The 17,671-nt window shown below is 65.0% G+C and carries 15 protein-coding genes; 10 read left to right on the forward strand and 5 right to left on the reverse strand.

Annotated features, from left to right (window positions below; all coding sequences use genetic code 11):
* Positions 1 to 160: 160 nt before the first annotated feature.
* Positions 161 to 862: a DNA-3-methyladenine glycosylase gene (locus tag VFA60_06670; protein HZQ91457.1), complete on the forward strand. Its 702-nt coding sequence runs from the start codon at positions 161 to 163 to the stop codon at positions 860 to 862.
* A 207-nt stretch (positions 863 to 1,069) separates the two neighbouring features.
* Here the strand turns inward: VFA60_06670 and panC are convergent, their stop codons facing one another.
* The 3 genes from panC to panB form a co-directional block, all read right to left on the reverse strand.
* Positions 1,070 to 1,912, reverse strand: a complete 843-nt coding sequence (gene panC, locus VFA60_06675; GenBank protein HZQ91458.1) for a pantoate--beta-alanine ligase — start codon at positions 1,910 to 1,912, stop codon at positions 1,070 to 1,072.
* Between the two features lie 49 nt (positions 1,913 to 1,961).
* On the reverse strand, positions 1,962 to 2,804 hold the full coding sequence (locus VFA60_06680) for a metallophosphoesterase (GenBank protein ID HZQ91459.1): 843 nt from the start codon (positions 2,802 to 2,804) through the stop codon (positions 1,962 to 1,964).
* A gap of 164 nt (positions 2,805 to 2,968) precedes the next feature.
* A complete protein-coding gene (gene panB / locus VFA60_06685; protein HZQ91460.1) occupies positions 2,969 to 3,868 on the reverse strand; it encodes a 3-methyl-2-oxobutanoate hydroxymethyltransferase in 900 nt (299 codons plus the stop codon).
* Positions 3,869 to 4,065: 197 nt separating this feature from the next.
* Here panB and rsmG point away from each other — a divergent pair, with 197 nt between their 5' ends.
* The 3 genes from rsmG to VFA60_06700 all read left to right on the forward strand — a co-directional run bounded on the left by rsmG (position 4,066) and on the right by VFA60_06700 (position 6,971).
* Positions 4,066 to 4,713 carry a 16S rRNA (guanine(527)-N(7))-methyltransferase RsmG gene (gene rsmG / locus VFA60_06690; GenBank protein HZQ91461.1) on the forward strand — a complete coding sequence of 216 codons (648 nt, stop codon included), beginning with the start codon at positions 4,066 to 4,068 and terminating at the stop codon, positions 4,711 to 4,713.
* 549 nt (positions 4,714 to 5,262) lie between these two features.
* Positions 5,263 to 6,090 carry a ParA family protein gene (locus VFA60_06695; protein HZQ91462.1) on the forward strand — a complete coding sequence of 276 codons (828 nt, stop codon included), beginning with the start codon at positions 5,263 to 5,265 and terminating at the stop codon, positions 6,088 to 6,090.
* Positions 6,087 to 6,971 carry a ParB/RepB/Spo0J family partition protein gene (locus tag VFA60_06700; GenBank protein HZQ91463.1) on the forward strand — a complete coding sequence of 295 codons (885 nt, stop codon included), beginning with the start codon at positions 6,087 to 6,089 and terminating at the stop codon, positions 6,969 to 6,971. The genes VFA60_06695 and VFA60_06700 overlap by 4 nt, the downstream gene beginning before the upstream one ends.
* A 261-nt stretch (positions 6,972 to 7,232) precedes the next feature.
* On the opposite strand, the gene VFA60_06705 is transcribed toward VFA60_06700, so the two are convergent.
* Positions 7,233 to 9,728, reverse strand: coding sequence for a TonB-dependent receptor (locus VFA60_06705; protein HZQ91464.1), 2,496 nt, complete (start codon positions 9,726 to 9,728; stop codon positions 7,233 to 7,235).
* Between the two features lie 111 nt (positions 9,729 to 9,839).
* Here VFA60_06705 and VFA60_06710 point away from each other — a divergent pair, with 111 nt between their 5' ends.
* From VFA60_06710 to VFA60_06725, 4 genes are all read left to right on the forward strand, one after another.
* The gene (locus VFA60_06710; GenBank protein ID HZQ91465.1) at positions 9,840 to 10,250 is read left to right on the forward strand and encodes a bleomycin resistance family protein; all 411 of its coding nucleotides are present in this window, start codon (positions 9,840 to 9,842) and stop codon (positions 10,248 to 10,250) included.
* A gap of 169 nt (positions 10,251 to 10,419) precedes the next feature.
* Positions 10,420 to 10,938, forward strand: coding sequence for a hypothetical protein (locus VFA60_06715; protein ID HZQ91466.1), 519 nt, complete (start codon positions 10,420 to 10,422; stop codon positions 10,936 to 10,938).
* Positions 10,939 to 10,961: 23 nt separating this feature from the next.
* A complete protein-coding gene (locus VFA60_06720) occupies positions 10,962 to 11,357 on the forward strand; it encodes a DUF971 domain-containing protein (GenBank protein HZQ91467.1) in 396 nt (131 codons plus the stop codon).
* Between the two features lie 180 nt (positions 11,358 to 11,537).
* Positions 11,538 to 14,183, forward strand: coding sequence for a UvrD-helicase domain-containing protein (locus VFA60_06725; GenBank protein HZQ91468.1), 2,646 nt, complete (start codon positions 11,538 to 11,540; stop codon positions 14,181 to 14,183).
* A gap of 89 nt (positions 14,184 to 14,272) precedes the next feature.
* Here VFA60_06725 and VFA60_06730 read toward each other — a convergent pair whose 3' ends face one another.
* Positions 14,273 to 16,234, reverse strand: a complete 1,962-nt coding sequence (locus VFA60_06730; GenBank protein HZQ91469.1) for a CocE/NonD family hydrolase — start codon at positions 16,232 to 16,234, stop codon at positions 14,273 to 14,275.
* Positions 16,235 to 16,271: 37 nt separating this feature from the next.
* Here VFA60_06730 and VFA60_06735 point away from each other — a divergent pair, with 37 nt between their 5' ends.
* Both VFA60_06735 and VFA60_06740 read left to right on the forward strand, forming a co-directional pair.
* A complete protein-coding gene (locus VFA60_06735) occupies positions 16,272 to 17,378 on the forward strand; it encodes an acyltransferase (GenBank protein HZQ91470.1) in 1,107 nt (368 codons plus the stop codon).
* A 107-nt stretch (positions 17,379 to 17,485) separates the two neighbouring features.
* Complete coding sequence (locus tag VFA60_06740; GenBank protein ID HZQ91471.1) at positions 17,486 to 17,650, forward strand: hypothetical protein; 165 nt, start codon at positions 17,486 to 17,488, stop codon at positions 17,648 to 17,650.
* The last annotated feature ends 21 nt before the right edge of the window (positions 17,651 to 17,671 follow it).

Below are 17,671 nucleotides of genomic sequence, written 5' to 3' on the forward strand. Positions count from 1 at the left end.
CATGCCGAGGCCGCGTGGGTTGCGGCCGAAGCATCTGCGGGACTTCGGTTTTTGTCGATATCGTTCCGGGCGCCCTCGCGCTGGGCCGGGTGGCGTTCAGCAAACTCACACCAGCACGACCCTTCGTGCTTTCGTGGCTTCGTGGTGAAATGAAACCGACGTGCCACGAGACATAAAAAGCGCCGCGTCTCCGCGCCTCCGCGTTGAACCGAGCGTTGTTCCCCGCGCCTTCTACGACCGCGACACGCGCCGGGTTGCCCGCGCGCTGCTCGGCAAAGTTCTGGTCAGGCGCGCAGGACGCCGCCTGCTCACCGGACGCATCGTGGAAACCGAAGCCTACCTCGGCGCCGAAGACGCGGCAGCACACTCCGCTCCCGGCCCGACCGCGCGCAACCGCGTGATCTTCGGTCCGCCGGGACACGCCTACGTCTACTTCATCTACGGCAACCACTACTGCCTGAACGTGAACTGCCTGCCGGAGGGCGAGGCGGGATGCGTTTTGATCCGCGCGCTCGAGCCGCTCGCGGGCCTGGAGCACATGGCGCGCAACCGCGGCCTCGCGCTTGATCGCCGCAGGCTCGAACGCAAAGCGCTCGAAACCGGCGCGCCCCGCCTGCTTCGCCAGCTCACCACCGGCCCGGGACGCCTGTGCGAAGCCTTCGCCATCACCCGCCAGCGCGACAACGGCAAAGACGTGACCAGCCCCCGCTCGGACCTGACCATCGCCGACGACGGCGTCCGGCCGCGGCGCATCCTGACAACGCCGCGCATCGGCATCACGAAATCCGCGGATGAGATGCTGCGGTACGTGATCGAGGGGAATCCGTTCGTCTCCGGTCCCGTTTTCAGGACAAAAAAATAAGAAGACGCTGACGCGTTCTCTTCGGCTCACCTTCGTGCCGCTACTTCCCTATCGCGTACGTCCCGGTGCAGTCCCATGTGGCCGTGCCATCGGGATTGCCCGTTCCTTTGCAGCCGCCGCTTCCCTGGATGCCTTCGGCCTTGCCCGTTCCGCCCCGGTGAGTCGAGGCGGGCCGACGATACGCCCCGCGGCACGCGAGGCAAGCGCTTAGGCGAGCAACAAATTGTCGATCAGCCGTGTCTCGCCCACCCACGCCGCCACCGCGATGAGCGCGCCGCGCGCGTGGTCGAGCGGCTCGAGCGTTTCGGGATGCACGATCTCGACGTAATCAATTTTGACCAGCGGCTCCTCGGCGAGCACTGACTTCGCCGCCGCGAGCAGCGCGGCCGAGTTCTGCTCGCCCAGGTCGCGCGCGCGCTGCACGCGGGCGAGCGCGCGGTACAGCGCCGTGGCCGCCTTGCGCTGTTCCGGATTCAGGTAGGCATTGCGCGAGCTCATCGCCACGCCGTCGGCCTCGCGCACGATGGGACACACGCGGATCTCCACGTCGAAGTTCAGGTCGCGCGCCATGCGGCGAATGATTGCCACCTGGGCGGCGTCCTTTTGCCCGAAGTACGCGCGATCGGCGGGAATGATGTGGAACAGCTTCGCCACCACCGTGGTCACGCCACGAAAGTGGCCGGGGCGCGAGCGGCCATCCAGCCGCTCGCTCATGTCGCGCACCTCCACATAAGCCGCTTCGTTGCCGGGATACATCTCCTCGGCCGAGGGCGCGAAGAGCGCGTCAATCTGTTCCGCTTCGAGCAATTCGCGGTCGCGCTCAAACGGCCGCGGGTAGCGCGCCAAATCTTCCGTGGGCCCGAACTGAAGCGGATTGACGAAGATGCTCGCCGCCACCCAGTCGCACTCCGCCCGCGCGGCGCGCACCAGGGAAAGATGTCCGCCGTGCAGCGCCCCCATGGTCGGCACCAGCCCCAGCCGATGCCGCCCCGCGCCGCGCGCCGCCTTCACCGCCGCGCGCATCTCGTCAATCGTGCGATAGATGTTCATTCGCTGCCGGCTGCTCGCCGCCGGCCAAGGCCGGACCGAAAGATTTGCGCTACTGCAGCGGCACAAACTCCGACCTCACGTCCCCCTCCGGCGTGATCGTGTGCATCGCGAAACCAAGCGGCCCCGCCACGGCCCAGCTCGTGGCCGGCGCGACGTGATAGTGAATGCCGCCCGCGTCAAACAGAACTTGCTTGTGCCAATGCCCGGCGATCTCGTGCTGCACGCCGAGCCGCTTCATGATCTCCAGTTCACGCCCGCGATACGGCTCCTGCGTCGTCCAATAGGGCTTGGGATCCGGCGCCTGATTGCCGCCGCGGTCCGACGGAATGTGCTGCACCACGATGACGGCGTCCCCCGCCGGCGCCTTCTGGTTCTTGAGCCACTCCAGCATCTCGTCGCCCGCCGCCGCCGCTTCCGGCGACATCGGCTCGGGCGAGTGCGCCTCAAAGCGGTCGTAGTTGCCGAGCAACTGCGAATCGAGCATGAAGAAGGTCACGTTGCGCATGCGGAACGCATAGTAGTTCGCCCCGAAGACCTGGACGTATCGCGCCTCGTTCCGCCCGTTCACGTCATGGTTGCCGGGGATGTATTTGACCGGCGCTTGCAGCCTGCCGAGAATCTCCCGCGCCTGGCGCCACGCATCCGGCCGCTCGCCAATGTCGCCGGTCACCAGCACCACGTCCGGACGCCGCTGGTTCACCATCTCGACCACGCGGCGCAGTTGCTCGGGCGCGTTGGGCGCCTTCGCCAGGCCGATGTGCGTGTCGCTGATCTGCGCCACCACCAGGGCACGGCCATCGCCGGCGCCGCGCCGTCCGCGGTCTTTGTCCCTGTCTTTGTTTTCATGTTGCGCCCACGCGCCGCCCAGCAACAGCACGGCGCAAATCAGCATGAGTAAGAATGCGAGCTTTCGGAGCATGCAGGTGGGATGCACCCGCTCTGCTGCCGTTTGCTCTCGAACCTCTGCACGGTTGTGGCGACGCGCGCCATCGCCCGCCGGCACGCCATCGGTGCGCTTCGGGAATTGCCATCCCGAGCGCGGTTTCTGGCGCGAGCCTATCGCACCGCCCGATGCCGCACTCGATGCTTCCTCTCGGCGATCACGGCAAGCGCTTCGCGCGTCTCGGCCGGCAGGTGATACGACTCTTCCTCGCTGGGATAAGCCCCGCTCAACACGTCGTCACGGAAACCGGCGACGGCGTTGCGCACCAGCGTGGCGGCGTCGCCGTACTGGCGGACGAACTTTGCCGGCGTGGTGAAGGTGAGCCCGAGAATGTCGTTGATCACCAGCACCTGTCCATCGCACTCGGGCCCGGCGCCGATGCCGATCGTCGGAACAGAGACTTCCGCCGTGATCATGGCCGCCACCTCGCGCGGAATCCCTTCCAGCACGATGGCGAAGACGCCGGCGCGCTCCAGCGCGGCGGCATCGCGCATCAGGCTTTCGACCGCGGCCAGCGTCTTGCCCTGCACCTTGTAGCCGCCCATGCGATGCACCGATTGCGGCGTCAGACCGATGTGTCCCATGACGGGAATTTCGGCGCCGCCCAGACGCTCGATCAGGTCCGCGCGCTTTTCACCGCCCTCGATCTTCACCGCCTCGGCGCCGCCTTCCTTCATGAAGCGCGCGGCGTTGTGCAGCGCCTCGCGTCCGCCCACGTGGTACGAGGCGTAAGGCATGTCGGCGATGAGCAAAGCGCGCTTCACCGCCCGCCGGACGGCGCGGGTGTGGTGCAGCATCTCGTCCATCGTGACCGGCAGCGTGTTGTCGTAGCCGAGCACCACCTGGGCGAGCGAATCGCCCACCAGCACCATGTCGATGCCGGCTTCGTCCACGATGCGCGCCGTGGCGTAGTCGTACGCGGTCAGGCACGTGATGCGCTCGCGCCGCTGCTTCTTTTCCTGAATGCTGGCAACTGTGGTTTTGGAGCGGAAATCGCCCGAAGTGTGGCTCACGTTTCCTCCAGTGCAGTTCCACGCCCGAGGACCGGGTTGGCGGATACCGCCTGCCAGGCCGTTGAATGCGGCCAGGGACATTCTAGACGCGCTATTTCACGAAATCCAGAAGGTCCGGGCTTCAGGGCTGCTGGGGCGCGGAACTGAGCAGCGCGAGGGAAGGCGCGCCCGGGAGCGTCCGCCTCTACAATGCGCACGTGGAGCTGCCACGCATCGCCGCGCTGCTTGCGCCCTTCGGCGTCGAGCTGAACCGAGCGCAACTTGCGCAGGTGGCGACCTACCTCGATCTTCTCCTTCGCTGGAACGCGCGCATAAATCTCACCGCCGTGCGCGATCCCGAGCAGATCGTACAGCGCCACTTCGGCGAGTCGTTCTTCGCGGCCGATCGCTTGAAAGCCGCGCTGGCCAAGGAGTTTCAGCCCACGGCGCTCGACCTTGGATCAGGCGCTGGCTTCCCCGGTTTGCCGTTGAAGATCGCCGCGCCTAACCTGCGCGTGACCCTGATCGAGTCGCACGCGCGCAAAGGGACGTTCCTGAACGAGGTCATACGCGCGCTGGGAGTGGCCGACGCATCCGTCTACCGCGGGCGCGCCGAATCGTTCGCAGCACAGGCCCGGTTGGTGACCCTGCGCGCGGTCGAGGAGTTCGATCGCGTGCTGCCCACCGCAGCGTCCCTGGTTGCGCCCGGCGGACGCCTCGCCTTGATGATCGGTGCTGTGCAGGTCGCCAAGGCCCGCGGCGGCGCGCCCGGGCTGAAGTGGGAAGAGCCCATCCATGTTCCACTTTCCAAGGCGCGGACCCTGCTCGTCGGCATGAACCCGCCGAAGCACGAATCCAATCCGTAAAAAGTGGGAAATGGGGTTAGGTTTCTGGCCCGTTGCCGCGGGAAGTAGAAGGCAGGGAACAGCCTTTGCCAAATTCAGTGGAACAGGACGCGATCAGCGCCGCAGTAGTCAGTCTGTCCGCCGGCCCTGCGGTGCGCCACCGAACATACGAATCAGGATGGTAAACGGTGGGACGGCCCCAGCTTCCGATCCTGCCAGGCTGCCGTTTCGATATTGAGGGGCGAGTGCTGCCAAGCATCAAGTTAGTAAATGGGTGGAAATTCTAGCCAGAATTTTGGCTTTTGCGAGGGGCAAAAGTGGGAGAAAACCACAAAACCTGGAGCTTTGATGGGTCAGGGCGATATTGATTTACTACATAGTTAATACATTAGATGGTTCCTCCCTGGAATTGTTCCACGTGGAACATTTCCGGCGGAACCTTGCCGGCCCTGTCAAAATTGTTCCACGTGGAACAATTTCGCTGCGATTTACACAGCAATTCACCTTGCTGCCAATTCGCGACTGACGTACTCTCATATCGCATCTGCCGAGAATGCTCCGCGGACATCAATGGCTCGCATCATTGCGGTAGCCAACCAAAAGGGCGGCGTCGGCAAGACCACCACCTCCGTCAACCTGGCGGCCTCGTTTGCCGCCGCCGAAGTTCCCACGCTTCTGGTTGACTGCGATCCCCAGTCCAATGCCACCAGCGGCCTCGGTTTGCCGCGGGACCCCGGGCGAATCAGCACCTACAACGTGATCATGGAATTGGCGCCGGCCGCCGACGCTCTCCAGGCCACGGCCCTGGAAAACCTGACCATCCTGCCGGCGCACAAGAACCTGATCGGCGCCAATGTCGAGCTGGTGGGTGCCGAGCGCAGGGAATTCCGCCTGCGGCACGCGCTGGAGCCGCTGCGTGCGCGCTTTGAGTACATCGTGCTCGATTGTCCGCCGGCGCTGGACCTGCTCACCCTGAATGCGCTGGTAGCGGCCGATTCGGTGCTCATTCCCATGCAGGCGGAATACTTCGCGCTGGAGGGAGTGAGCGAATTGCTCGACACGATTGCGCGCGTGCGCTCCAGCTTCAATCCCGCGCTGGAAGTCGAGGGCGTGGTGCTGGCCATGTACGACGACCGCACCAACCTGGCGCAGCAGGTGACCAGCGAGCTGCGGAATTTCTTCGGACCGAAGCTGTGCTCGACCACGATTCCGCGGAACGTGCGACTGGCTGAGGCGCCCAGTTTCGGCAAGCCGGCGCTGCTTTACGATGTGCGGTCGCGCGGAGCCGAAAGCTACATAAGGCTAGCTAAAGAATTGATTACACAACACTTAGAGAGACAAGCCGCGCCTGATCCAGTGGCGGTTGCAAGCGCTCCGGCGCAAGGAGAAGCGCAATGATCACGGAGAAACGCAAGGCGCTGGGACGCGGACTGGAGTCGCTGCTGCCGTCGTCACAACCTGTCGCGGCGGTTGGGGTGGCGGCACCGGAACAGCAGGGTGACGGCGTGCGCGAAATTCCGCTGGAGCAGATCGAGCGCAATCCTTACCAGACCCGCAACCACACGCGTGAGGCGGCGCTCGACGAGCTGGCCGCGTCGATTGCGGCGTCGGGCGTGGTGCAGCCGATCGTGGTGCGGCGCGTGGAGGGCGGACGTTTTCAGATCATCGCCGGCGAGCGCCGCTGGCTGGCATCGGCGCGCGCAGGGAAGACGGCGATTCCGGCGATCGTGAAGCAGGTCTCGAACGAGCAGGCGCTGGAGATGACGATCATCGAAAACCTGCAACGCGAGGACCTGAACCCGATGGAGCACGCTCGCGCCTTCGAGCGGCTGAGCAACGAATTCGGCCTGACGCAGGAGGAGATGGCGCGGCGCACGGGCAAAGACCGGGCGTCGATCGGGAATTACATGCGGCTGCTGAAGCTGCCCGTTACCGTGCAGGTGGAGGTGGAGAGCGGCGCGCTCAGCTTCGGACACGCCAAGGTCCTGATGTCGGCGCCTGACGCTGAAACCATGGAGCGCCTGGCGGCGAAGGTGATCGTGGAAGGGCTTTCGGTGCGCGCGCTCGAAGAGCTGGTGTTCCGCATCGAGCATCCGGTGGAGAAGCAGAAGAAAGAACGCGCGGTGGATCCCAATGTCCGGCAGGCGGAGCGCGACATGCAGGCGTCGCTGGGGATGAAGGTGCGGATTGTTGATCGCAAAGGCCGCGGAAAGATCGTGATCGAGTACGGGTCGCTGGACGATTTCGATCGGGTGGTAACGGCGCTGGCAGGGAAGTAAGCAGGATTCACCGCAGAAACCCGTAGGCAAGGAATTCGTAAGCGGCGCATCAGCGCCGCCTTTTTATGCGGGACCCACCTCATCCCTGATAGGGGAAGGGTGACTTTTTCGGCGCGCTCGGTGGCTTCGCCGGGCAAGAGCCTTCTTGAAATTGAAATTCATTTTCAATTAAAAACCGGGCCGGCGCACGGTCCACGGGCTGGACGGCTGGTTTTTTGCATTGGCCTGTGATTTCCCGGCCGCGACCGGCACGGGCAGGAATTACTTTTTCTTCCCCAGGAGCCTAATTCTGGCGGTCACGCGGCGGCGCTCGAAGCCGCTGAAGGTGAGGAATTCCGGCGAGTCAACGTCATTGTTGACCACGCTCGGATTGGAGTGCGCCGTCACGTTCTCGATGACGCCGCGCAGCGCGAGCTGGTAGTCGCCAAAGCGGAACCGCCACTCCAGCCCGGGATTGATGGAAAGGAAATCGGGAAAGCGCGCCGCGTTGGGGGTACCCACGATCCGTTGGTCCTGGTTCAGGATGGAAAAAGGCAGGCCGTCTCTCCACTCCATGGAGTAAACGAAATCGAGGCGCTTCAGCTTAGGCAGCGGCAGCCATCCCCAGGTGATGAAGCGGTTGGGTGTGTCCCAGGGCAGCGGGCCGCCTGCCTGCGGGCTGAAGACCGGGTTGGTCAGGGTGTAGTCCACTACCGCGTTGGAGCGCGCCGAAGAGCGCGTGTACGCGCCAAACAGCGCGTAGTTTCCCGTAAAAACCTTGCGCGCCGAGATTGTGACCGCATCGTAGTGGTCGCGGCGGTCGTTGGTGAGCGCGTAGTTTCCCGCCAGCACCGTGGCGGGGTTCGTGTTGAGGAACGTGAAGCCGTCTTTGCCGCGCTTCCGGATGAACTCGACGCTGGCATAGACCTTCGCCGGCAGCTTTCGCTCCACGCCGATGCTCCAGTTCAGGAAACGCGGCGCCTGCAGCGCAGCCTGGTCAACGCTGAACGTCGTTTTCAGCGGCGGCCCGAGGGGCGTTGTGCCGTCGGCCGCGAAGTACGTGTCGAGGCGCGGGCCGGTAAGCGCGCGGGCGAGGAAGTCGAGGTGGGTGCGGTCGTAATAGAGCCCGACGCCGGCTGAGATTTTGGTGTCGCTGTTGAGCAGATACGTGCTGGCAAGGCGCGGGGAGAAGAGCGAGCGGCGGACGATCTGGTCCCAGTCAAATCGCAGGCCGAGTTCCAGCAGCAGATGTTCGGCGGGCGACCAGCGGTCCTGAGCGTACGCGCCGGTTTCGAAATTGTTTCTCTCGAATGCGGCGGTTGGCAGGAACTGGCTCGTTCGCGACAGCGTGCCGTCCTCCCGGAAGACAAAGATGGGCCGGCGCGCGAACTCCTGGTCGAACTTGATGTGATCGGCGCTGAGGCCGAAGACGAAGTCGTGCCGGCCCGCCGCGTGGAATGACGGGAGGTAGAGCTTGCCGAAGGCCTCCACGCGGCGCGAGTGTCCGCTGGAGCGCTCGAAGTAGTTCCCCGAGTTGCCGTTCGGATGGACCTCGTAGGGCTTGTCGCCGAAGGGAATGAAGCTGTCGCGAAAGCGGACGGCGGCGACGCCGGCTTCAAGCAGCATGCCGTTGGAGAAGTACTGCTGGTCCTTGATGCCGGCCAGATACGCGGTCTGATTGCGGATCAGCGTCGTTTCGAGTGGATTGAAGACGGAGAGGCCCTCACCTTCGGAGTGGTAGCCGTTCAGCAGCAGGCTGGAGGTGAGGATGTTTCCCGGCCTTAGATTGATCTGCGCTTTTGCCAGATTGCTTCCGCGCCAGACCGGCGCGCGGTCAGCCCCGTCGGGCAATTCGCGAACGATGTTGCTGTCGTACTCGGCGTCGAGCGCGTCGAAGAACCACGCCCGGCCCTTCCTGATCGGGCCTGAGAACGTGAAGCGCGGCACCCACTTGTCGAAATTGATGCCCTTCTTGCTGGTCCAGGAAGGCGGGAAGTTGGTGGCGGTGAAGCGGAAGTTGTCGGCGCCCATGCCGGTGTTCAGCGCGACGACGCCGCCGCTGGCCTTGCCGTACTCGGCGGAGTAGCGGCTCGACTGCACATTGACTTCGCGGACGCCGTCGGCGCTGACGCGCATGGCGAGCAGCCCGCTCACCGGCGAGCGGATGTCAAAACCATCCAGCAGATCGAGCGTCTGGTAGCTCTCGGCGCCGGCCACGTGCACCTGCCCGGTCGGGTCCTGGACCACGCCGGGGACAAAGGGGAGCAGGTTGCGGATGTCGCGCGAGCTGGGATACGGAATGTTGACGATCTCGGGCGTGCCAAGGTTCGTTTCCTGCCCGGTCTGCTCCGCATCGATGGCGGGCGGCGACTCCACCACGTTCACCACTTCGCGCGCTTCCATCTGGTGCGCCAGCACGAGGTCCACATCGCGCGTGCCCTGGGCGCGCAGCTCGCCGGCATCCAGTTCGTAGAAGCCGGTCTTCTGCACGTGGATCTGGTAGTCGCCGGGCGGCAGGGCGTAGAACAGGCAGCGACCGGAGTGGTCGGTGTGGGCCGCCAGGCGTAAGGAATTCGCCGCGGGGTTTGCCGCGGCCTTCGCCGCGGTCAGGGTAACGATGGCGTCGGGCACCGCCCTGCCGTTCTCATCGGCAATCGTTACGCGAAATGAACTCTGCGGCAGCCGTGGCGGTTCGTTGTTGCGCGGCCGGGCCTGGGCGATGGCAGTGCCGGGCAGCAACATCACGGCGAGAACGATCCTCAGGTTTGCGCACTGCATGTGTACTCGGCGCCTCGGATGAGGCGCGGTCTGTAAGATGCTAAAGCGAATCGGGCGTGCAGCCACGCCGGGAAGATGCGGCGGTGGAGCGCGGTGATATCCTCACGCGCCATGGAAGCCAAAGGCCTGACGCCCATTCTCAACGTCTCCGATATCGCCGCCAGCTTCGCCTGGTTCGAAAAATGGGGCTGGAAAAGGTGCTGGGACTGGGGCACACCGCCAAGTTTTGGCGCGGTCGGCTCCGGCAAGTGCGAGATTTTTCTGTGCCAGGGCGCGCAGGGCGGCCGCGGCCGCGGGGCCAACACCACCACGTTCCAAACGGAAGACGACGAACGCGGCGACAAGGGGGTGTGGATGTCGGTCTGGGTGGACGACGTGGATGCGGCGTACCGTGAGTGCACTGCCGCGGGAATTGAGGTTACCTTCCCGCCCCGCGACATGCCCTGGAACGTGCGCGAAATGCACGTGCGGCATCCCGACGGGCACGTGTTCCGCGTGAGCAAGGGGCTCGAGGAGGAGTAGGCCGGGCCGCGTGTTCACTGCCTGGTTAACGTGCTACCGAGCATGTCCCGGAGTAATCGCGGCGGAATGTTCACGGCCCAGCTCTGGCAATGGAAATTCTGCGCGAGTCCCCGGTCGGGCGACCTTGGGCATCTGTTGGGCGGGAGGGCGCTGACGGAAAATCTTGCTCATGGCGCGACGAGTCCATGAGCGAGTTCGTCCCGTGTGCCTGGCGCTGATGCTGGTGGCAGCTTCGGCCGCGTGGGCCGCCGAAGCCGCGCTGGAGACGCTGCCGGCTGCGCCGGAGATAGCCTCCGTGCGCTGGACGGCGGAGCGGTCAAGCGCGCTGATACCGGCGCCGGCGCAGAGTTCGGCGTCTGTGCGCTTCAACCTGGTTTCTTCGCCGATGCGCGACAGCTCAGGTTCGGCAGCCACTATGTATGCGCCGGCCGCGACGGTGCTTTCGGCGCGCGTTGGCCCCGGGCAGCGTCCGCCTTCCGGAATGGATCCGCTGGTTGAGCTGCACTGGCGGCTGGGCGAGCGGCGCAGCGCCGTTCCCGTGCTGGAAGTGGGCGGGTGCGACCTGGTGTCGCCCGAGCAGGTGCGGGCGTTGCGTGCGGGAGCCGCGGACGCGCGAGGCGTGGGCACTCGCTCGCGGCGCGCAGTTGCGGCCGCCATCGTGGGATTCCTCAAGACCGGCTGCCAATAGCGGCGGCGTGCCATACTGGAGGCATGCGTCCGCCATCACCGGCAGCTCCGGCGCCCACGTCCGTGAAGGTCCACATGACGGCCGGTACAGGAGTGGACATCGTTTGGAGCGACGGCCACACCAGCCATTACAGCTTCCAGTTTTTGCGTGATGCGTGTCCCTGCGCGCTCTGCGACGAGGAGCGCGCCACCCAGGGGCGCCAGCCGGGACAGCCGCCGGCGACGCCGGCGGGCGCTCTGCCCATGTTTCGGCAGCCGGCGAAACCCACGCAGGCCGAGCAGGTCGGCAAGTACGCGCTCCGCTTCACCTGGAGCGACGGGCACCTGCACGGGATCTACTCGTGGGATTTTCTGCGGGATGTGTGCCCGTGCGAGGAGTGCAAGGGAAAAAGGGCGGAAGGTTTGCGGACGCAGAGTTAACGCCGGTTTGCCTGCAGGGCATTCTCAAGCAGCAGGCGAATTCGATCCGCGTCGGCTTGGTTGATTTACTTTCAGCGACATGTTGTCTCGTTACCCGCCGGGAAACGTTTGTATGCCCGCGCGAATCGTTTTCAAAACGCCGTCCTGCGTCAACACTGGGAAGAATTAGAATGAGGGGTAGTGCCCCTTCTTGACCAACTCAATCCTCAACAGCGTGAAGCGGTGGAGCACGTTTCCGGGCCGGTGCTCATCCTGGCGGGGGCGGGCAGCGGGAAGACGCGCGTCATTACGTATCGGATCGCGTACCTGATCGAGGAGATGGGCGTTTCGCCCGACGCGATCCTGGCCGTCACCTTCACCAACAAGGCCGCCGCCGAGATGGGCGAGCGGGTGCAGCAGATCACCGGCGCGCGGACGGTGGCGCAGCCGTGGATTTCGACGTTCCATTCATTCTGCGTGCGCGTGCTGCGGCGCGACATCGAAGCCCTGAATCCGCCGGGGCTCAAGGGCGCGGGCTACCAGAAAGACTTCGCCATCTACGACGAGGGCGATCAGCAAAGCGTGGTGAAGGCCGCCATCCGGCGGCTGGGGCTCGACGACAAGCAGCTCACGCCGCGCGCGGTGCTCTCGAAGATTTCTTGGGCGAAGAACCACATGCTCGATCCGCAGGAGCTCTACCTGCAGTCGGCCGATCCGAAGAACGAGCAGGTGGCGCACGTCTACGAGATTTATCGCCAGGAATTGCGCAAGGCCAACGCGCTCGATTTCGACGACCTGCTGCTGGAGACGGTGCGGCTGCTGAAGACGGCGGCCGATGTCCGCGAGAAATATGCGCGGCGGTTCGAGCACATCCTGGTGGACGAATACCAGGACACGAACCGGCCGCAGTACGAGCTGATGCGGCAGCTCGCCTCGGTGCACCACAACGTGTGCGCGGTGGGCGACGAGGACCAGAGCATCTACTCGTGGCGCGGGGCGGACATTCGCAACATTCTGGAGTTCGAGCGCGACTTCCCCAACGCGCGCATCGTGCGCCTGGAGCAGAACTATCGCTCGACGCAGAACATTCTCCAGGCGGCGAGCGCGGTGGTGAGCAACAACCTGAAGCGCAAAGGCAAGAACCTGTGGACGTCGCGCAAGGGCGGCGCGCGCGTGGGTTTTTACGAAGCGCCCGACGGCGAGAACGAGGCGCTGTTCATCGCCGACATGGTGAATGCCTACGTGCAAAAAAGCGCCGCCGAGCGCGACTCCAAGCATGCGCCGCGCGCGGCGGTGCTCTATCGCACGAACTCGCAGTCGCGATTGTTCGAAGAGGCGATGCGGCGTTACCAGCTCAAGTATCACGTCGTTGGCGGTTTCTCGTTTTACGAGCGCGCCGAGATCAAGGACATGACCAGCTATCTGAAGCTGGCGCTAAACCCGCGCGACGACATTGCCTACAAGCGCGTGGTGAACACGCCGCCGCGCGGCCTCGGCAAGGGCACGCTGGAGACGCTGGAGCGCCTGGCGCTGGAGACGGGCATCTCGCTGTGGCAGGCGATGGAAGAGGCAATCGAGCGCAAGCTGCTGCCGCCGCGCGCGCTGGCCGCGCTGGTGAGCTTTCGCGATTTGGTCCTCGACGCGCGGGCGATGCTGGGCGGTGAGTATGCGCAGCGGCTGGTGTTGAACGCTGCGGAACCATTGCGCGGAAACGCGGAGGCGCGGAGCGAACCGGAGTTAGAAACCGCAGCGGATGAGGAAATTCAGTTTCCGTTCGGGGCGATGGTGAAGGAGACAGATTCGGGTGATGCGGAGGCGCTGCCAACAACGTCTCCACCAGAGAGCGAGGCCGGCGACCAACGACCGCAGACCGACGCCGGCCCAGCGGCGTCTACAGCTGAAATTCTGAAGTTCCTGCTCGATCGCACGGCTTACATCAAGACGCTCGAAGAAGAGGACACGCCGGAAGCGTGGGCGCGCATCGAGAACCTGCGCGAGTTGGTGAACGCGGCGATGGATTCGCGCGACCGCGGCGAAACGCTGGCCGAGTTTCTCGATCATGCGGCGCTGGTGAGCGAGGCCGACCAGTACGACGCGCGCGCCGGAATCACCCTGATGACGCTGCACGCCGCCAAGGGGCTGGAGTTTCCGCTGGTGTTTCTCGCCGGCATGGAGGAGGGCCTGTTCCCGCACTCGCGAACGCTGAATTCGCCCGACGACATTGAAGAAGAGCGGCGGCTGGCATACGTCGGCATGACGCGGGCGATGGACACGCTCATCCTCACGCGCGCGCGCTTCCGGCGGCGCTACGGATCCGATCTGCCAGAGGCGAGCGTGCCGTCGCGATTCCTGGAGGAAGTTCCGCAGCAGTTGCTGGAAGACCTGGGCTCGCCGCGAGGACGCGGCGCGCCGGCGATCCCGGCGGATTACCGGCAGCGCTATGGGCGGCCGGGTTACGGATCGGCGACGGCGCCGGACTTTGGCGACACGCACTACGACTACGAGAACGAAGACCAGAGCCGCCCGGCCGGGGGCGGCCGGGCTCCATCGAACCGGGGAAGGGTCGCGGCCAAGAAGCATGCCGGCCCCGCCTACAACTCGATCGAGAACATCGCCGAGTTCTTTGCCTCGCGCGGCAAGAAGTTCAAGTTGCCCAGCGTGCCCGTGGCCGAGCCGAGCGGCAAACGCGGTTTCAGGCCGGGGCAGAAGGTGCGGCATCCCAAGTACGGCGAGGGCACGGTGTACAAGCGCGAAGGCGAAGGCGAAGAGGCGAAGATCACGGTGCAGTTCCCGCGGTTTGGGTTGAAGAAGCTGGTGGAGAAGTACGCGCAGTTGGAGCGGGTGTAGGAGCCGAGGCAGTCAACGCAGAGGACGCAGAGATGGCGGAGGACCAAGTTCTTGTTTCTCCGCGCTCTGCGACCTCTGCGGTGAAGTTTTTATTGCGCCGTCACCACCGGCAGCTCCACGAAACTTGCCTGCCCGGGCGCGTGGTAGATGCGTTGCGTCGCCTTCTTGTAGTCCTCCGGCCTGGCCCAGAAGATGCTCGGCACGAATGTTTGCGGGTTGCGGTCGTAGAGCGGAAACCAACTGGACTGCACCTGGACCATGATGCGATGTCCGGGCAGGAAGACGTGGTTCGCCGTGGGCAGGATGAATTTGTAGAGCAGCGGCTCGCCGGCGGCGATGGGCTTGGCGGTCTGGAAGCTTTCGCGGTAGCGTCCGCGGAAGGCGTCGGCTGAGATCATGAGCTGGTAGCCGCCCATTTGCGGGTCGCCGGCGACCTCGTCAGGATAGACGTCGATCACCTTGACGATCCAATCGGAGTCGGTGCCGCTGGTGGAGGCGACCAGGTTCACGGTCGGCATGCCGCTGATCTTCAGCGGCGACGTGAGCACGTCGGATGTGAACACGGCAACGTCGGTGCGGCCGGAGAACTCGCGCTGATCGTCGGCGAGCCAGAGCTTCCATCCCTTGCCATTGCTGGCGTAAGTGGAATCGATTGGCCGCGAGCGGAAGGGAACGGGCTTGGCGGGATCGGAGACGTATTCGGTGAACGCCGCGCCGCCCTGCGTGGGAGCGGCGAACCCGGCCTTGCCGCCGGCGCCCAGGTAGAACGGCGTCGGCTTCACCGTACAGGCAGTCGCACATCCGGCGGGCCAGGCGGGCAGGCGGAGCCAGGTGTTCGTTCCAGTTTCAAACGCGGTGACGGGCGCAATGTCCATGCGGGGCGCGCCGTCTTGCAGGAAGTGATCGAGGAACGGGCGCAGGACTTCGCGGCGGAACCAGAGCGCGGTGTCGCTCTCAAATTTGACGGCGCCGAGCGAGCTGCCTTCCAGGATTTCCTGCCCGTGGTGCCACGGACCCATGACGAGAAAAACCTTGTCGTTGGCGGTATCTTTGGGCTTGATGGCGCGATAGACGGCGGGGGCGCCGTAGATGTCTTCCTGGTCCCACAGGCTGTGGACGAGCAGGACGGGCACTTTCAGCGGCTGCGCGGCGAGGATTTTGTCCACCGCCTGGTCGCGCCAGAAGGCGTCGTAGCTGGGATGCTCGAGGATCTTGCGCCAGAAGCCCACCTGCTCGAGGCCGTGGCGGCGGCCGAGTTCGCCGGCGGAGCCTGCGGCGAGGAACTCGTCGTACATGTCGTAATGGCTGGTCCACCACTTGGCTTCGTTGTCGCGCGTGGCCTGCTGCTCGTAGATGTAAGCCATGCCCTGCTCGCGGAAGGCGCCGTTGTGGAACCAGTCGTCGCCCATCCAGCCGTCGACCATCGGGTTCATTGGCACCGACACCTTGAGCGCGGGATGCGGATTCACCAGCGCCATGAGCGGCAGGAAGCCGTCGTAGGAAATGCCGAGCACGCCGACGTTGCCATTGGTTTCCGGGACGTTCTTCACCAGCCAGTCGATGGTGTCGTAGGTGTCGGTGGCGTGGTCCACGGGCGTGGGGTTCTGCGGGCCGTGGAGCGGGCGGTTCATCACGTAGTCGCCTTCCGAGCCGTACTTGCCGCGAATGTCCTGCACCACGCGGATGTATCCGCCGCCGACGATCACGTCGGTGGCGTTGTCGTAGCCGTAGAGCGCGGGGCCCAGGTGCGCGCTTTCGAGGTGCGAGGTGAGTTCGCGCGCGTTGTAGGGCGTGCGCGTGAGCAGGATGGGCGCGCGCCTGGCGCCCTTGGGGACGAGGATCACCGTGCGCAGCTTCACGCCGTCGCGCATGGGGATCATGGCCTCACGGCGCTCGTAGTCGAAGTAGTCATACTTCCGCACCAGGTTGGCGGGCGTCTCGCTGGGGTAGTTGGGATACTGCGGCGCCGGCGCCGGCTCCTGCGCCAGAGACGCGGTTGTGATAAGGAAGAGCGTACAAATCCGAAGGCACAGCTTCGTGTGGGAGAACATGGGCGGGGATTTTAACGCAGCCGCGGATGTGTCGAGCATGACAGCGGCGCCCGCCGCCCGATTTCGCAATCTCGATGGGTTGCGCGGGATCGCCGTGCTGCTGGTGGTCCTGTACCACGCGCCGGCCAGGCCATGGCTGTTCGAGTACGGCGGCTGGACAGGGGTTGACCTGTTCTTCGTCCTCAGCGGCTTTCTGGTTTCAGGGCTGCTCTTCCGCGAGCACCTACGCTACGGCAGCATCCATCCGGGGCGGTTTCTCATCCGGCGCGGATTGAAGATCTATCCGGCTTTTTACTTTTTCCTCGCAGCGTTCGTGTTCGAGCAGGTGTGGCTGGCGCACCGTCGCTTGCCAACCGCGGGAATGGTGGGTGAGGCGCTGTTCGTGCAAAGCTACGGCCACAGCCTGTGGGCGCATACGTGGTCGCTCGCCGTAGAGGAGCACTTTTACTTCACGCTGGCGCTGGGGCTCTTCCTGGCGTCGCGGGCCGGGCGCGCGCAGGGCTTTGCGCCGGTGGCCTGGGTGTGTGTGGCGATCATCGTGATTTCGCCGGCGCTGCGCCTGCTCGGCACACTTGGCCTGTTCCCCGGCAAAGATGTGGGGCACATGACCCACTACCGGCTCGACGCGCTCTCGTGCGGTGTCCTGGTTTCCTACATGTATCACTTCCGGCGCGAGTGGCTGGAATGCAGGGTTGCCCGCGCTGCCCCGGCGCTGCCGTTGGTTGCGGTGGCGCTTGTCGGACTTGGGCTGCCGTATGGCTTGCGGAACACAGCCGGACTTTCGTTGATCAGCTTTGGATACGCCACATTGCTGGTTGCAACCCTGTTTCCCGCGGCGGCGCCCGCGGGAATGGCGCGCCTGGCCGGCGCGCTGTCGTCGCCGCTGGCCTGGATCGGACCGTATACGTATTCCATCTACTTGTGGCACTTGCCGGCGACCCGGCTGGTTGGACGCCTGGTTCCCGGCGCGCACGGCTGGATGCAGACGGTGGCCGCGATCGCCGCCAGTGTGGCCGTGGGATGCGCCGCGGCGGCGCTGATCGAGTACCCCGTGCTGCGGCTGCGCGACCGCCTCTTCCCAAGCCGTTCCGGGCGCCTGGCGGTCAGACCGGTCCAGCGTGGCGTGACAGCGGCGGGACACTAGTCCGCCGCTCGCGGGCCTGCACGCCGATTACGGTACAATTCTGAAGTTCCAGCACTGCACTCATACATATAAGGAGAGAGGCCCTTCGGGGCTGACTGAGGAGCTTGATGGCGAACACATCTGCAATGAACCGGGAAGACCGCAAGAAGGCCAAGCGCGCCGCGCGTAAGAAGCGCAAGGCGGAGAATCCGTTGAAGCCGCGCGAGTACGCGCGCGGTTCGCAGAAGCGCAAAGTGAAGAAGATGGTCCGGGGCCAGAGCAAGCGAACGTAATGACATCCACCACAGAGGCAC

The sequence above is a fragment of the Terriglobales bacterium genome, from assembly GCA_035651995.1.
GTDB lineage: Bacteria > Acidobacteriota > Terriglobia > Terriglobales > Acidobacteriaceae > DASRER01.

Bases quoted from the DNA above. Each gene is read 5' to 3' on its own strand.
- VFA60_06700 (HZQ91463.1), top strand. From the start codon at position 6,087: ATGATCACGGAGAAACGCAAGGCGCTGGGACGCGGACTGGAGTCGCTG.
- VFA60_06715 (HZQ91466.1), top strand. From the start codon at position 10,420: ATGGCGCGACGAGTCCATGAGCGAGTTCGTCCCGTGTGCCTGGCGCTG.
- VFA60_06740 (HZQ91471.1), top strand. From the start codon at position 17,486: ATGGCGAACACATCTGCAATGAACCGGGAAGACCGCAAGAAGGCCAAG.
- panC (HZQ91458.1), bottom strand. From the start codon at position 1,912: ATGAACATCTATCGCACGATTGACGAGATGCGCGCGGCGGTGAAGGCG.
- VFA60_06705 (HZQ91464.1), bottom strand. From the start codon at position 9,728: ATGCAGTGCGCAAACCTGAGGATCGTTCTCGCCGTGATGTTGCTGCCC.
- VFA60_06720 (HZQ91467.1), top strand. From the start codon at position 10,962: ATGCGTCCGCCATCACCGGCAGCTCCGGCGCCCACGTCCGTGAAGGTC.
- VFA60_06730 (HZQ91469.1), bottom strand. From the start codon at position 16,234: ATGTTCTCCCACACGAAGCTGTGCCTTCGGATTTGTACGCTCTTCCTT.
- VFA60_06680 (HZQ91459.1), bottom strand. From the start codon at position 2,804: ATGCTGATTTGCGCCGTGCTGTTGCTGGGCGGCGCGTGGGCGCAACAT.
- VFA60_06695 (HZQ91462.1), top strand. From the start codon at position 5,263: ATGGCTCGCATCATTGCGGTAGCCAACCAAAAGGGCGGCGTCGGCAAG.
- VFA60_06710 (HZQ91465.1), top strand. From the start codon at position 9,840: ATGGAAGCCAAAGGCCTGACGCCCATTCTCAACGTCTCCGATATCGCC.
- VFA60_06735 (HZQ91470.1), top strand. From the start codon at position 16,272: ATGACAGCGGCGCCCGCCGCCCGATTTCGCAATCTCGATGGGTTGCGC.